Origin of the sequence: Pseudomonas sp. BW16M2, from assembly GCF_014268865.1 — a bacterium.
Lineage (GTDB): Bacteria > Pseudomonadota > Gammaproteobacteria > Pseudomonadales > Pseudomonadaceae > Aquipseudomonas > Aquipseudomonas peradeniyensis.
The window spans coordinates 404155-417620 of sequence record NZ_JABWRI010000001.1 but is presented as its reverse complement, the minus strand read 5'-3'; the positions used below and the strand labels follow the sequence as shown (position 1 = coordinate 417620).

Annotated in this window: 13 protein-coding genes; 5 read left to right on the top strand and 8 right to left on the bottom strand. The window is 65.1% G+C overall.

Annotated features, from left to right (window positions below):
- The first annotated feature begins 318 nt into the window (after window positions 1-318).
- From HU735_RS01855 to HU735_RS01835, 5 genes are all read left to right on the top strand, one after another.
- Window positions 319-603 carry a hypothetical protein gene (locus HU735_RS01855; protein WP_186712192.1) on the top strand — a complete coding sequence of 95 codons (285 nt, stop codon included), beginning with the start codon at window positions 319-321 and terminating at the stop codon, window positions 601-603.
- Window positions 604-642: 39 nt separating this feature from the next.
- A complete protein-coding gene (locus HU735_RS01850; RefSeq protein ID WP_008092060.1) occupies window positions 643-804 on the top strand; it encodes a DUF1328 domain-containing protein in 162 nt (53 codons plus the stop codon).
- A gap of 5 nt (window positions 805-809) precedes the next feature.
- Window positions 810-1280: an inhibitor of vertebrate lysozyme family protein gene (locus HU735_RS01845; protein WP_186712191.1), complete on the top strand. Its 471-nt coding sequence runs from the start codon at window positions 810-812 to the stop codon at window positions 1278-1280.
- 730 nt (window positions 1281-2010) lie between these two features.
- Window positions 2011-3345 carry a glutamate/aspartate:proton symporter GltP gene (gene gltP, locus HU735_RS01840; protein ID WP_050703212.1) on the top strand — a complete coding sequence of 445 codons (1335 nt, stop codon included), beginning with the start codon at window positions 2011-2013 and terminating at the stop codon, window positions 3343-3345.
- A 137-nt stretch (window positions 3346-3482) separates the two neighbouring features.
- On the top strand, window positions 3483-4712 hold the full coding sequence (locus tag HU735_RS01835; protein WP_186712190.1) for a spore maturation protein: 1230 nt from the start codon (window positions 3483-3485) through the stop codon (window positions 4710-4712).
- Here the strand turns inward: HU735_RS01835 and HU735_RS01830 are convergent.
- The 8 genes from HU735_RS01830 to HU735_RS01795 form a co-directional block, all read right to left on the bottom strand.
- The gene (locus HU735_RS01830; protein ID WP_050703214.1) at window positions 4694-5308 is read right to left on the bottom strand and encodes an ABC-type transport auxiliary lipoprotein family protein; all 615 of its coding nucleotides are present in this window, start codon (window positions 5306-5308) and stop codon (window positions 4694-4696) included. The genes HU735_RS01835 and HU735_RS01830 overlap by 19 nt on opposite strands.
- Window positions 5305-6243, bottom strand: coding sequence for an MlaD family protein (locus HU735_RS01825; protein ID WP_186712189.1), 939 nt, complete (start codon window positions 6241-6243; stop codon window positions 5305-5307). Before HU735_RS01825 ends, HU735_RS01830 begins: the two co-directional genes overlap by 4 nt.
- A gap of 3 nt (window positions 6244-6246) precedes the next feature.
- A complete protein-coding gene (locus tag HU735_RS01820; protein ID WP_181427802.1) occupies window positions 6247-7035 on the bottom strand; it encodes an ABC transporter ATP-binding protein in 789 nt (262 codons plus the stop codon).
- The gene (locus HU735_RS01815; protein ID WP_050703217.1) at window positions 7029-8162 is read right to left on the bottom strand and encodes an MlaE family lipid ABC transporter permease subunit; all 1134 of its coding nucleotides are present in this window, start codon (window positions 8160-8162) and stop codon (window positions 7029-7031) included. The genes HU735_RS01820 and HU735_RS01815 overlap by 7 nt, the downstream gene beginning before the upstream one ends.
- A gap of 60 nt (window positions 8163-8222) precedes the next feature.
- Entirely contained in the window at window positions 8223-9242 is a 1020-nt protein-coding gene (locus HU735_RS01810; RefSeq protein WP_186712188.1) for a DUF5924 family protein, read from the bottom strand.
- Window positions 9243-9364: 122 nt separating this feature from the next.
- Window positions 9365-10771: a pitrilysin family protein gene (locus HU735_RS01805; protein ID WP_186712187.1), complete on the bottom strand. Its 1407-nt coding sequence runs from the start codon at window positions 10769-10771 to the stop codon at window positions 9365-9367.
- A 31-nt stretch (window positions 10772-10802) separates the two neighbouring features.
- On the bottom strand, window positions 10803-12461 hold the full coding sequence (locus tag HU735_RS01800; RefSeq protein ID WP_186712186.1) for a Na/Pi cotransporter family protein: 1659 nt from the start codon (window positions 12459-12461) through the stop codon (window positions 10803-10805).
- A gap of 225 nt (window positions 12462-12686) precedes the next feature.
- On the bottom strand, window positions 12687-13457 hold the full coding sequence (locus tag HU735_RS01795; RefSeq protein ID WP_186712185.1) for a TerC family protein: 771 nt from the start codon (window positions 13455-13457) through the stop codon (window positions 12687-12689).
- Window positions 13458-13466 lie beyond the last annotated feature (9 nt).

The window sequence follows — 13466 nt, the reverse complement described above, 5'->3', positions numbered from 1 at the left end:
TGATTCCGCTCCATGCATGCTAGCTGTATGCCTTCATGATGGCTAAGTGGCTGATAAATATGAAGTTGAGAACGGGAAATCGGCTGCTAACCCGATCCGAGGGGCTGGATTCGAGGCATCGCTATCGCGTGGCCGAGGGCTGGGTCGTGCAAAACGCACGACCCGATTGCGGGGCATCGTGCAGGATACGTCCCCCGGCAAGGTGGGGATATTTCGTATCTATCTGATTTAAAAGGATTTATTCAGTTTGCGAAGGCTGGCATGCAGGCTGCAATGACCTTTGCAGAATGGATAACAAGCACAGCAGGAGGAGCCGGCATGAATCGCCCCCAAGACAATCGTACGCAGAGCGCTGTAGTCCCCCTGCACCAGCTGTTGTTCCTCGGCATGGCCCTGCTGCTCACCCTGGCGGCGGGCCTCTTCTACCACAGCTGGCAGACCGCCCGGCTGGCCGAGCAGGTGGCGGTGCAGACCGCGCTGTTGACGCAAATGCGGGCAACCCATGCCACCACCCTGGTCAAGGCCGCCGAGCCGCTGCCCAGTGCCGACACCGCGCCTGCCGTGCTCGAGCGCGTCCAGCCCGAGGAGCGTTGGGTGTTCTGACGCCATCGACCGATTTCGCACAAGAAAAGGAGAAACATCATGCTTAGTTGGGCAATCACCTTCCTAATCATCGCCATCATCGCTGCGGTCCTGGGCTTTGGTGGTATCGCTGGCGCCGCGACCGGTATCGCGAAGATCCTGTTCATTGTCTTCCTGGTGCTGTTCGTCGCCTCTTTCTTCTTCGGCCGCGGCAGAGGTTGATGACCATGAGCAGGATGCTCCCCAAGGCCCTGGTCGTCGCGCTGCTGCTGGGCAGCGGCGCGACGGCGCTGGCGGCCAATGATGGTCAGGTCCGGGCAAACCAGTTGCTCGGCTCGGACCCCGAATACCAAAAAACCTGGCAGAAGACCCTCAAGAACGAGGAACGCCTGCCCGAGTGGGTGATCAACCTGAGCGGCAGTTCGGCGCAGCAGATGTCGGCGGTGACCGAGGACGGCGACCGGTACCTAGTTGGCCCGTTGTGCGAGTCCGAGGGCAACTGCACCTACAAGCGCCTGATCGTGGCCTTCAGCTGGGACAAGGAGGACGCCTACGGCATGCTCGTGGAAGTGCCCGAAGGCCTGCCCGCCGACAAGTCGCCCACCCGCCATGCCGACTACCGTTGGCTGGGCAAGCCGGACGAGGGCATGAAGGCCCTGCTGCAGGAGCAGCTCAAGCGTGACCCGAACTGGTACTGACCAGCGGTCGCGCACTGTAACGCTATAGAAGCTGAACCTTTTTATCTTTCAGGCTTCTATGATGCGCCGCCCCGAGGAGGGGTGGCGCATGACCAGGGGGCCGGGCCGCTCTGACTGTTGCAGGGTCGCAGTGGCCTAGGGGTACAGGGAGTGCCTCCGTCATGGGCCGGGTCAGGAGAGGGTGGCATCGGAAGTTGCAGGTCGGTTGGGTCCGAACAGGACGATGTGACCGATCTGGCTTCCGAAGCGCCTGTAAGACTCCTTCCTTTAATACGAGCGACTTTTTACTTCAGACACATTTTGTCGCTACCGTATATCTAAATTTTTTTGCCTGTCCGACAGGTCAGCTCGCGTGGCATTTCAGCCATTCGGATTGTCGAACACGCCATCTCACACCTTTCTGTCATCCCGTCAAATCGGCCTAAAATTGGCACTTTGGTCTTGTTCGGAAATCCGAACGTTGAAAATCAAGGGCTTGACGATGTCCGATTTCGGCTCCCGGTCTCATGCCGATTCGGCATAGGGTAGTCGTTTCCGGCATTAGACTGCCCCTCCCCGCATCGCAATAGTTGCCGCCTTTTTCCTCGGCCCGAGCGCCAGCAATGCTCGCTCGCGGTGTCCTTACAAGTGGGTTGTCGGATTGACCAGGCGCGACCGGAATGGCTTTTAGCCGCTCTGGCATGGGCCTTTTCGGCCGGTACCCGTGACCACTACAACAAAGGGTAATGACATGAAGAAGGCAAAACTGAGCCTCGCCTGGCAGATCGTCATCGGTCTGTTGCTGGGCGTTGCAGTCGGCGCGCTACTGAATCATTTCAGTGCAGAAAAGGCATGGTGGATCAGCAACGTCCTCCAGCCGGCCGGTGACATCTTCATTCGCCTGATCAAGATGATCGTCGTCCCGATCGTGATTTCGTCGCTGATCGTGGGCATCGCCGGGGTTGGCGACGCGAAGAAACTGGGCAGCATCGGCCTGAAGACCATCATCTACTTCGAGGTGGTGACCACCATCGCCATCGTCGTCGGCCTGGTCCTGGCCAACGTGTTCCACCCGGGCGCCGGCATCGACATGAGCACCCTGGGCACCGTCGACATTTCCAAGTACCAGGCTACCGCGGCCGAGGTGCAGCATGAGCACGCGTTCATCGAGACCCTGCTCAACCTGATCCCGTCGAATATCTTCGCGGCGCTGATGCGTGGCGAGATGCTGCCGATCATCTTCTTCTCGGTGATGTTCGGCATGGGCCTGTCGAGCCTCAACGCCGACCTGCGCGAGCCGCTGGTGCGTACCTTCCAGGGCGTGTCGGAGACCATGTTCAAGGTCACCCACATGATCATGAACTACGCCCCGATCGGCGTGTTCGCCCTGATCGCCGCCACCGTCGCCAACTTCGGCTTCGCTTCCCTGCTGCCGCTGGCCAAGCTGGTGCTGCTGGTGTACTTCGCCATCGCCTTCTTCGCCTTCATGGTGCTGGGCCTGGTGGCGCGCGTGTTCGGCTTCTCGATCATCAAGATCATGCGCATCATGAAGGACGAGCTGATCCTCGCCTACTCCACCTCCAGCTCCGAGACCGTGCTGCCGCGCGTGATCGAGAAGATGGAGAAATACGGCGCGCCGAAGTCGATCTGCTCGTTCGTGGTACCGACCGGCTATTCGTTCAACCTCGACGGTTCGACCCTGTACCAGAGCATCGCGGCGATCTTCATCGCCCAGCTGTACGGCATCGACCTGTCCTGGAGCCAGCAGCTGCTGCTGGTGCTGACCCTGATGGTCACCTCCAAGGGTATCGCCGGCGTGCCGGGCGTGTCCTTCGTGGTACTGCTGGCCACCCTGGGCAGCGTGGGCATTCCGCTGGAAGGCCTGGCCTTCATCGCCGGTGTCGACCGCATCATGGACATGGCCCGTACCGCGCTGAACGTGGTGGGCAACGCCCTGGCTGCAGTGGTCATCGCCAAGTGGCAGGGTATGTACGACGCCGAGAAAGGCGCGGCGTACTACCAGTCGCTGGTGCTGGAAAAAGGCAAGAAAGAGGCTGTGGTGGCGGGCAAGACCGTCAACCAGTAAGCCACTGAGCTGAGCGAAGAGCCCCGACTTGTCGGGGCTTTTTGTTTTGTAGGCGACCGCTCCCCCTGTAGAAGCGGCCTCCAGCCAGGCACCGGCATGCGCTATCATTCGGGCATTTTTCAAGGGGGAACACACGGATGCTCAACGGCCTCTGGCTCGGCTTTTTCCTGGTGGCGGCCATCTCCGCCCTGGCCCAATGGCTGGTGGGCGGCAACGCCGGCATCTTCGCCGCAATGGTCGAGAGCATCTTCGCCATGGCCAAGCTGTCGGTGGAGGTCATGGTCCTGCTGTTCGGTACCCTGACCCTGTGGCTGGGTTTCCTCAAGATCGCCGAGAAGGCCGGCATCGTCGAATGGCTGGCCAAGGTCCTCGGCCCGCTGTTCGCCCGGCTGATGCCGGAAGTGCCGCCCGGCCACCCTGCCCTGGGCCTGATCACCATGAACTTCGCCGCCAACGGCCTGGGCCTGGACAACGCCGCCACGCCCATCGGCCTGAAGGCCATGCGCTCGCTGCAGGAGCTCAACCCCAGCAGCACCACGGCAAGCAACGCGCAGATCCTGTTCCTGGTGCTCAACGCCTCGTCGCTGACCCTGCTGCCGGTGACCATCTTCATGTACCGCGCCCAGCAAGGCGCGCCCGATCCGACCATGGTGTTCCTGCCGATCCTGCTGGCCACCAGCTGTTCGACCCTGGTCGGCCTGCTGTCGGTGGCGGTGATGCAGCGCCTGCGCCTGTGGGACCCGGTGGTGCTCGCTTACCTGATCCCCGGCGCCCTGCTGCTGGGCGGTTTCATGGCCTTCCTCGGCACGCTGTCGGCGGCCGCGTTGGCCAGCCTGTCGTCGATCCTCGGCAACCTGACGCTGTTCGGCGTGATCATGCTGTTCCTGGTGATCGGCGCGTTACGAAGGGTGCAGGTGTACGAGGCCTTCGTCGAGGGCGCCAAGGAAGGTTTCGACGTGGCCAAGGGGCTGCTGCCCTACCTGGTGGCGATGCTGGTGGCGGTCGGTGTGCTGCGCGCTTCGGGCGCCCTGGAACTGGCCTTGGACGGCATCCGCCACGCGGTGACCTGGATGGGCCTGGACACCCGCTTCGTCGAGGGCCTGCCCACCGCGCTGGTCAAGCCGTTCTCCGGCAGCGCGGCGCGGGCCATGCTGATCGAGACCATGCAGACCCAAGGCGTGGACAGCTTCCCGGCGCTGGTGGCGGCGACCATCCAGGGCAGCACCGAGACCACCTTCTACGTGCTGGCGGTGTACTTCGGCGCGGTGGGCATCCAGCGCGTGCGCCACGCCGTCGGCTGCGCCCTGCTGGCCGAGCTGGCCGGGGTGATCGCGGCGATCTTCGTCTGCTACTGGTTCTTCGCCTGAGCCTGGCTGACGGTCCAGTCGATCACCTGGCGCGCCAGCTGATCGCTGGCCGCGCCGAAGCCGGCGACCACCGCCGGCACCTGCTGTTCGCCCAGCGCCTGGCGCACCTCGAAGCGTTTGCTCGCGAGGATGCGCTGGCTGCGGCCCTGCACCAGCCGCGCGTCGTAGCGGATCACCACCTCCACCGCCCCACCCGGGCGGTATTCGCTCTGGAAGGCCTGTAGCTCGCCGCCCAGCTCGTAGTCCGCCTGCAGGTTGCTGTCATCGGCGCTCAGGCGCTGCACCCGGCCGTCGCGCTGGAAACCGTCGAGCAGGCGGTTGCGCACCAGCATCGGCGTCGGGTCGCTCCAGCGTGCGCCCTTGTAGCTGCTGATCACATCGCCCTGGGGAATCACCGCGATACGCGGCCCGGCCAGGGCTTCGCTGGCCAGTGGTTTGTTCAGGCGCAGCGACCAGTCCAGCGGCGCTGCGGCGCGGGCCGCCTGGTTCACCGGCAGGCGATAGATATCCACAGGCTCGCTCTGTGGCAGGATCGAACAGGCCGAAACCAGGCTCAGCGTGGCGGCGGCGAAGGCCAGGCGCAGCGACGGGATCATGGCTGGAACTCCTTGTTGTTGTCGCGGCCCAGCAGGTAGCCGCTGGGGTCGGCTTCCAGGCGCCGGGAGATGCCCTTGAGCGAGTTGAGGGTCTCACGCAGTTCGCGGATCGCCGGGGCGATCTGGTTCAGCCCCTGGGCACCGTCGTCCAGGGACTGGCGGTTGTCCTGCAGCAGGCTGTTGATGGTGGCGGTGCTTTCGGCCAGCGACTGCATGGCCTGCTCGGCGCTGCCGATGGCCTGCTTGCCCTGGGTGCCGAGCAGGCCGTTGGCGTTGCGCATCAGCGCCTGGGTCTCGGCCAGGGTGGCGTTGGCCTGCTTGCCGACCTGGGCCAGTTGCTCGATGGCATCGGCGATGCCGCCTTTCTGGCTGGCGAAGGCGCCGGTGGTCTGCTCCAGGTTGGCCAGAGTGTTGCTCAATCGCTCGATGTTGCTTTCGGAGAACATCAGGTTGGCGTTGTGCAGCAGCAGGTTGATGTTGGTCACCAGGTCACTGCTGTCGTTGAGCAGGCGCGAGATCGGCGAGGGCGAGGCGACGATCACCGGCAGCTTGCCGCCCTTGCCCTTGAGCTCGGGGCTCTGTGGGGTGCCGCCGCTGAGCTGGATGAACGCGTTGCCGGTCACCCCGGCCAGGGTCAGCTTGGCCTGGGTGTCTTCCTTGACCGGCGTGTCGCCGTTCAGGCGCACCTGTGCCAGCACCCGGCGCGGGTCCTTCGGGTCCAGGCGCAGGCTGCTGACGTCGCCGACCTTGATGCCGTTGTACTGCACCGGGCTGCCACGGGACAGGCCCGAGACCGCCTCGTTGAACACCACTTCGTAGTCCTTGAAGGCGGTGTCGACGCTGGACTTGGTCAGCCACAGGCCGAACAGCATGGCGCCGGCCACCACCAGCACGGTGACCAGGCCGATCAGGACATGATGAGCTCGGGTTTCCATCGTTCAGCGCTCCTGGCGGGCGCGCAGGGCGGCGTCTTCGGCCGCCCGGCCACGCGGGCCGTGAAAGTATTCGTGAATCCATGGGTCGTCGGTCTGCTCGACCTCGGCCAGGGGCCCTGCCACCAGCACCTTCTTCTGCGACAGCACCGCTACCCGGTCGGTGATGGTGTAGAGGGTGTCCAGGTCGTGGGTGATGAGGAACACCGACAACCCCAGGGCGTCGCGCAGGGTCAGGATCAACTGGTCGAAGGCGGCGGCGCCGATCGGGTCGAGGCCGGCGGTAGGCTCGTCGAGGAACAGGATGTCCGGGTCCAGGGCCAGGGCGCGGGCCAGGGCGGCGCGCTTGATCATGCCGCCGGACAGCGACGCCGGGTATTTGTCGGCGGCGCTGATCGGCAGTCCAGCCAAGGCCAGCTTGACCCCGGCCAGGTGCTCGGCGTCGGCCCGCGACAGCCCGGCATGCTCGATCAGCGGCAGGGCGACGTTCTCGGTGACGGTCAGCGAGGAGAACAGCGCGCCTTTCTGGAACAGCACGCCGAAGCGGCGTTCGACCAGCGAGCGCTGGGTTTCGTCGAGGGTGGCCAGGTCCTGGCCGAACACCTTGACCGTGCCTTCGTTGGGCCGGCGCAGGCCGACGATGCTGCGCAACAGCACCGACTTGCCGCTGCCCGAGCCGCCGACCACGGCGAGGATCTCGCCGCGGTACAGGTCCAGGTCGAGGTTCTCGTGCACGCTCTGGCTGCCGAAGCGGTTGCACAGGCCGCGGGCTTCGATCACGGCTTCAGTCACCAGCCCATCTCCATGAAGAACAGCGCGGCCACCGCATCCAGCACGATCACCACGAAGATCGATTGCACCACGGCAGACGTGGTATGGGCGCCCACCGACTCGGCGCTGCCGCTGACCTTGAAGCCTTCCAGGCAACCGATGGCGGCGATCAGGAAGGCGAAGAACGGCGCCTTGGCCAGGCCCACCAGGAAGTGCTGCACGCCGATGTCGCTCTGCAGCAGCGAGAGGAACATGGCCGGCGAGATGTCCAGGGTCAGGGCGCAGACCACCGCGCCGCCGATCATGCCGCAGAGCATGGCGACGAAGGTCAGCAGCGGCAGCGCGATCAGCAGCGCCAGCACCCGCGGCACCACCAGCAGTTCGATGGGGTTCAGGCCCAGGGTGCGGATGGCGTCGATCTCCTCGTTGGCCTTCATCGAGCCGATCTGCGCGGTGAACGCGCTGGCGGTGCGGCCGGCCATGAGGATGGCGGTCAGCAGCACGGCGAATTCACGCAGGAAGGAGAACGCCACCAGGTCGACGGTGAAGATGGTCGCGCCGAAGTCGGCCAGCACCGTGGCGCCGAGGAAGGCCACCACCGCGCCCACCAGGAAGGTCAGCAAGGCGACGATGGGCGCGGCGTCCAGGCCGGTCTGCTCGAGGTGCGCGACCACCGGCGTGACGCGCCAGCGGTGCGGCTGGAACAGGCGCAGGAACAGGGTCTGCAGGATCAGGCCGATGAAGCCCAGCACCTGGTTGGTATCCTGCCACAGCTGGTCGACGGCGCGACCGATGCGCGCCAGCAGCAGGAGCAGCACTGGTTGCTCCGGCTCCTTGACCGGGATGCAGTAGTCCTGCACCGAGCAGTAGACGTTCTTCAGCAGCGCGCGGCTGGCATCGGGGAGTTCGTCGGTGCAGCGCGACAGGCGTTCGGAGCCGAGCAGCTCGGCCAGCAGCGAGGCGCCGGCGGTGTCCAGGCGGCCCAGTTGGCTGAGATCGACCTGGGTGTCATCGCCGTACTGGCTGCCCAGGCGCTCGCACTCGCGCTTGAGGCTGGCGTAGTGGGCCAGGGTCCAGTCGCCGACGATGCGCAGGCGCGAGGGCTGCTCGGTGGTGTCCAGGGTGGCGCTCGGGACGGTCATAGGCTCCATGCGTCTGACTGAGGGCATAGAGGCTGATCATAGCGCAGCGGGACGCTCCTACAGGATTATTCAGCGAGCAGTATCGTCCACCACCTTGAACCGCAACACCCCGATCACCTGCCCGTCCTCGGTCAGCACCCTCACCTGCCACTTGCCCACCGGATTGGGCGGGAAGTTCTGCTTGTGGGTCCAGGCGCGGTAGCCCTCCTTGCGCCCGCCATGGATATCCAGGGCGATACGGTCCACTTCCTTACCGTCGAGCTGCCACACATGGTATATGCGCTCGTTCAGGCCACGGGGCGCGTTGATGGCGGTATAGGCGTACAGCCCACCGCTGCGGATGCGGCTGGCGGCCACTTCGTCCAGCGAGGCGCCCGGCTGGCGGTTGAGCACTTCGGTGCTGATCGCCACGTCGGTCATCCACAGCGTGGCCGGCGGCACCCAGGAGCGCAGCAGCCAGCCGCCGCCGCCGACCGCCAGGGTCACCAGCACCAGGGCCACGCCGCGGCGCCAGTTGTTGATCGGGAAGCTGCTGGCCAGGCTCGGGAACGACAGCGCCATGGCGGCGATCAGCGCCAGCTTGAAGCTCTGCGCGGTGGTCAGGTGCAGGATGATCGGCAGCGCCGTGAGCATCGCGGCGAACAGCGTCAGGGTGTGCAGCGCGAGGAACAGCCAGCGGCGTGGCGCCAGCCACTTGTGGTACAGCGGGTCGACGATCGAGATCAGCCCGGCGGCGCCGAGCAGGCCGGTGAAGATCAGTTGGCCGCTGTTCCAGGTGGTGGTGATGAAGAAGAACGGCAGGACGAAGAACAGGCTTTCCTGATGGATCATCTGCGTCGCGAAGCGCAGCAGCGGCTGCGGGATCTCGCGCTTGAAGGTGCGGGCGAACAACTCGGTGAGGGTGTTCTCCAGCATCAGCCAGATCCAGCTGACCAGCATGACGATGGCGATCCAGCTGGCCAGGCCGGCCTGGCGGTCGACCAGGATGAAGCTGCCGATCCCCGAGAGGAAACCGTAGAGCGCGATGATGCCGGGATAGCGTTTGAGCAGCTCGATGATGCGCAGGATGAAGCTGGGGATCGGGGGCATGGGTTTACAACAGGAAAAGGCGTGTTCGAGGCGTCGTGGGAGCGGGCTGGTCCCGCGATGACCTCATCGCGGGGCAAGCCCGCTCCCACGCAGACGCTGTTGGCCGACAGGATACCGCCGAATCACGGCTCCCGTGTAGCACCACTGGGGCGATTGGCCACCACGCGGCGCCGGCGGATCAGCCCCGCGGCCAGGATCAGCCCCAGCACCAGTGCCACCAGCCCATACAGTTCGTCATACCCTAGCAACGGCTTCTCGATGCGCAGGTACCCCGGTTCCTTGAGTAGTTCGCGCAGTGCCGCGTCGGCCTGCTTGAGGCTGACCTGACGCAGTTGCCGCACCGGATCGGTGAAACGCCCGTCCTCGTAGGCGTTGAGCGCCCCCCAGTAATAGTCGGCGAGCGCCGCGTTGCCCTGGGTGGTCCAGCTTTCCCGGGCAATTGCCGCCTCCTTGATCCGGGCGAAGGTGTCCGGGTCCAGGCCGTGCTTGCGCAGGTGGTCGAACAGCTCCCCGAGCACCTTCAGCGCCTCGTCGAGGTCCTGGCGCTCGAGATCGGCATTGAGGCTGAGCATCCCGCTGTCGCCGAAGCTCTCGCGTTGCACCGACGGGCCATAGGACAGACCGTGGCGCAGGCGCAGCTGGTCGTACAGCGCCCAATCCAGGTAGCGCGAAAGCAGCTCGAGGGTCTGGTCGTGGCCCTCCTCCAGCGTCGGCTCGATGAACAGCCAGTGCAGCTTGATGTTGTCGCCCAGCCAGCCGCGGGTCAGGTCGCGGCGCTGTTCGGCCTGCTGGCTGATGCTCTCCAGGTTACGGCGCTCCCCGGGTTCGGTGGCCGGCAGCTCGCCGAAGGTGCGCTCCAGGTAGGCCGGCAGCAGGCGGTCGAGGCCGCCGACGACGATCAGCGACATGTTGTTGGCCACGTACCAGTGCTCACGCAGTTGCCGGACTTGCTCCAGGGTCATGTCGTCGAGGCTGGAGCGCTCGGGGCACTTCAGGCCCAGCTCGGTGGCCAGCTGGTCGCTGGCCGGGTGGCCGATGTCCTGGCGGTCGAGCCAGCGCTGCAGGCGGCCGTAGTGGCCGCCGTCCTCGCGTTCGATGATCTTTTTCGCCGTGGCCAGCGCCTTTTCGTCGATGCGGGTGTCGCGAATGATCGCCAGCAGCAGGTCGAGGACCTTGCGCTGGTTGCGTGCCGGGGCCTCGATGACGAAGGTGGTGTCGGCACTGCTGGTGAAGGCGTTCCACTCCCCGCCCAGGGCCTGCATGCGCTCCTCCAGGCCGCCCTCGCCCGTCTCGTCGATCCCGCTGAACAGCAGGTGCTCGAGCAGGTGCGGCAGCTCGCGCTGGTCGCAGTCGAAGTCGTCCAGGCCGACGCCGACCACCAGGCGGATCGACACATGGTCGCGCTCGTAGCCGGACTTGAGGAGCACCTGCAGGCCGTTGGGCAGCAGGTAGCCCTCGACCCGCGAGCGGTCGAGGGCGAGCGTGGGCAGGCTGAGGATCAGCAGGCAGGCGAACAACAGGCAACGCATAGGCGAGCTTCGGTCTCCGGGGTGTCTGGGCTCAAGGCTGGCGGGCTTCGTCCGGCACGCTGTCGAGCATCAGCCCGCCGGTGTCGGTGCCGCCCAGTACCACATAGGCACTGCTGCAGAACAAAGAGTTCAAACGCTTCATGTCGGCAATCAGCTCCAAGTGTAGCGAACTGGTCTCGATACTCTGCACCACTTTACGTTGCAGGCGGCTGACATGGGCATGGGCCAGGCGCCGCTCCTGGGCGCGGAAGCGGCGTTTCTCGCGCAGCAGCTGGTGCGCGCTCTGCGGGTCGGCGCTGAGGAACACTGTCAGGCCCAGGCGCAGGTTGGCCAGAAGCTGCTCCTGCAGGCCGGTCAGTTCCTCCAGGCCGACCTGGGAGAACTCCCGGCGCTGCGAGGTCTTCTGCTGCTGGACCTTGCGCAGCATGCGCTCGATCAGGTCGCTGGCCAGCTTGAGGTTGATCGCCAGCTCGATGATCTCCGCCCAGCGCCGGTTGTCCTGCTCGCCAAGATCCTCGCGGGGCATCTGCGCCAGGTACAGCTTGATGGCGTTGTACAGGGCCTCGGCGTCCTCGCCCAGGGCCCGCACCTGCTGCGGCATGGCGGTCTGGGTGCCGCGCAAGGCGCCGAGCATGGCTTCGAGCAGGCTGTCGACGATATCGCCCAGGCGCAGGGTCTCGCGCACGGCGTTGGCCAGCGCCAGGCTGGGGGTGTTCAGCGCGGTCGGGTCGAGGTGGCGGGGCTGGTGGTGGCCGTTGCCATTGTCGCGCTCGGGCAGCAGGTAGTTGCACACCCGGCCCATGGGTTTGACCGTCGGCAGCATCAGCAGGCAGCGCAAGGTGTTGTAGAGCAGGTGGAAGCCGATCACCAGCTCCTGCGGGCTGAAGCTCAGGCTGTCCATCCACTCCACCAGAGGGTGCAGCACCGGGATGATCAGCAACAGGCCGACGATCTTGTACAGCAGGCTGCCCAGCGCCACCCGGCGCCCGGCGCTGTTCTGCAGGCTGGTGGTGAGGAAGGCGAGCAGGCCGCTGCCGATGTTGGCGCCGATCACCAGGCCGATGGCCACCGGCAGGCTGATCACCTCGGCCCCGGCCAGGGTGGCGGTGAGCAGCACGGCGGCGAGGCTTGAGTAGGAGATCATGGCGAACAGCGCGCCGATCAGGGCGTCGAGCAGGATGTCGCCGGTCAGCGAGGCGAACAACACCTTGACCCCTTGGGCATGGGTGATCGGCGCGGCGGCGTGGACGATCAGCTGCAGCGCCAGGATGATCAGGCCCAGGCCGATGCCGACCCGGCCCAGCTGGCCGGCACGGGTCTGCTTGCGCGAGAGGAAGAAGATCACCCCGAGGAAGATCAGCAGCGGCGACAGCCAGGACAGGTCGAAGGTCAACACCCGCGCCATCAGCGCGGTGCCCACGTCGGCGCCGAGCATGATCGCCAGGGCCGGGGTCATGGCCATCAGGCCCTGGCCGACGAACGAGGTGACCAGCATGGCCGTGGCGTTGCTGCTCTGCACCATGGCGGTGACCAGGATCCCGGCAATGAACGCCAGCGGACGCTTGTTCATGTTCTGGCCGAGCACCCGACGCAGGTTCGAGCCGTACACCCGCAGGATGCCGGTACGCACGATATGGGTGCCCCACACCAGCAGCGCCACGGCGGAGAGCAGGTTGAGCAGGGTCAGCATGGTCGGGCCCCCTTTTCTTCTATGCCCCTGGGCGGGGCCAATGGGTGCGGCGGTGAGCCTGGCCCGGGGGTGGGCTGGTTTTTTCAGTGCTCACTGAAGCTTTAGTTGTTTTGCCTGGCTGGCGCCAGCTTGGCATGGGTGAAACCTAATTGAAACATGCGCTACTACAGGCCAGAACGCAAAAAGGGCCCCGAAGGGCCCTTTGTCTTTCTGCGCTTCCAGGTCTTACTGACCCGGAATGTCCTTGCGCAGTTTCACCGGATCGTGCTCCTTGCCCTTCTTGCGCGCCAGCGCCGTGCGCATGCGGATGTTGATCGCTTCGACCGCCAGCGAGAAGGCCATGGCGAAGTAGACGTAGCCCTTCGGCACGTGAACATCGAAAGACTCGGCGATCAACACGGTACCGACGACGATCAGGAACGAAAGTGCGAGCATCTTCAGCGACGGGTGCTTGTCGATGAAGTCGCTGATGGTGCCGGCGCAGAGCATCATCACCAGCACCGCGACGATGATCGCGGCGATCATCACCGGTACGTGGGAGACCATGCCCACAGCGGTGATCACCGAGTCCAGGGAGAACACGATGTCGATGATGGCGATCTGGATGATGGTGTAGAAGAACTTGCCGCCCGCGCCTTTCGGCTCGTCCGCGCTTTCGTCTTCGCCTTCCAGGCCGTGGTAGATCTCCTGGGAGCTTTTCCACAGCAGGAACAGGCCGCCGAAGAACAGGATCAGGTCGCGGCCGGAAATGCCCTGGCCGAGCACATGGAACAGGTCGTCGGTCAGGCGCATGACCCAGGTGATCGACAGCAGCAGCATGATCCGCGTGACCATGGCCAGGGCCAGGCCGAAGATCCGCGTGCGCGGCTGCATGTGCTTGGGCATGCGGCTGACCAGGATCGAGATCATGATGATGTTGTCGATCCCGAGCACGATCTCAAGGGCCGTGAGGGTTAAAAAGGCAACCCAGATTTCCGGGCTGGTCAGCCATTCCATGTGTATTCC

Bases quoted from the DNA above. Each gene is read 5' to 3' on its own strand.
- HU735_RS01855 (WP_186712192.1), top strand. From the start codon at position 319: ATGAATCGCCCCCAAGACAATCGTACGCAGAGCGCTGTAGTCCCCCTG.
- HU735_RS01850 (WP_008092060.1), top strand. From the start codon at position 643: ATGCTTAGTTGGGCAATCACCTTCCTAATCATCGCCATCATCGCTGCG.
- HU735_RS01845 (WP_186712191.1), top strand. From the start codon at position 810: ATGAGCAGGATGCTCCCCAAGGCCCTGGTCGTCGCGCTGCTGCTGGGC.
- gltP (WP_050703212.1), top strand. From the start codon at position 2,011: ATGAAGAAGGCAAAACTGAGCCTCGCCTGGCAGATCGTCATCGGTCTG.
- HU735_RS01835 (WP_186712190.1), top strand. From the start codon at position 3,483: ATGCTCAACGGCCTCTGGCTCGGCTTTTTCCTGGTGGCGGCCATCTCC.
- HU735_RS01830 (WP_050703214.1), bottom strand. From the start codon at position 5,308: ATGATCCCGTCGCTGCGCCTGGCCTTCGCCGCCGCCACGCTGAGCCTG.
- HU735_RS01825 (WP_186712189.1), bottom strand. From the start codon at position 6,243: ATGGAAACCCGAGCTCATCATGTCCTGATCGGCCTGGTCACCGTGCTG.
- HU735_RS01815 (WP_050703217.1), bottom strand. From the start codon at position 8,162: ATGGAGCCTATGACCGTCCCGAGCGCCACCCTGGACACCACCGAGCAG.
- HU735_RS01810 (WP_186712188.1), bottom strand. From the start codon at position 9,242: ATGCCCCCGATCCCCAGCTTCATCCTGCGCATCATCGAGCTGCTCAAA.
- HU735_RS01805 (WP_186712187.1), bottom strand. From the start codon at position 10,771: ATGCGTTGCCTGTTGTTCGCCTGCCTGCTGATCCTCAGCCTGCCCACG.
- HU735_RS01800 (WP_186712186.1), bottom strand. From the start codon at position 12,461: ATGCTGACCCTGCTCAACCTGCTCTCCGCCGTGGCGCTGCTGGTGTGG.
- HU735_RS01795 (WP_186712185.1), bottom strand. From the start codon at position 13,457: ATGGAATGGCTGACCAGCCCGGAAATCTGGGTTGCCTTTTTAACCCTC.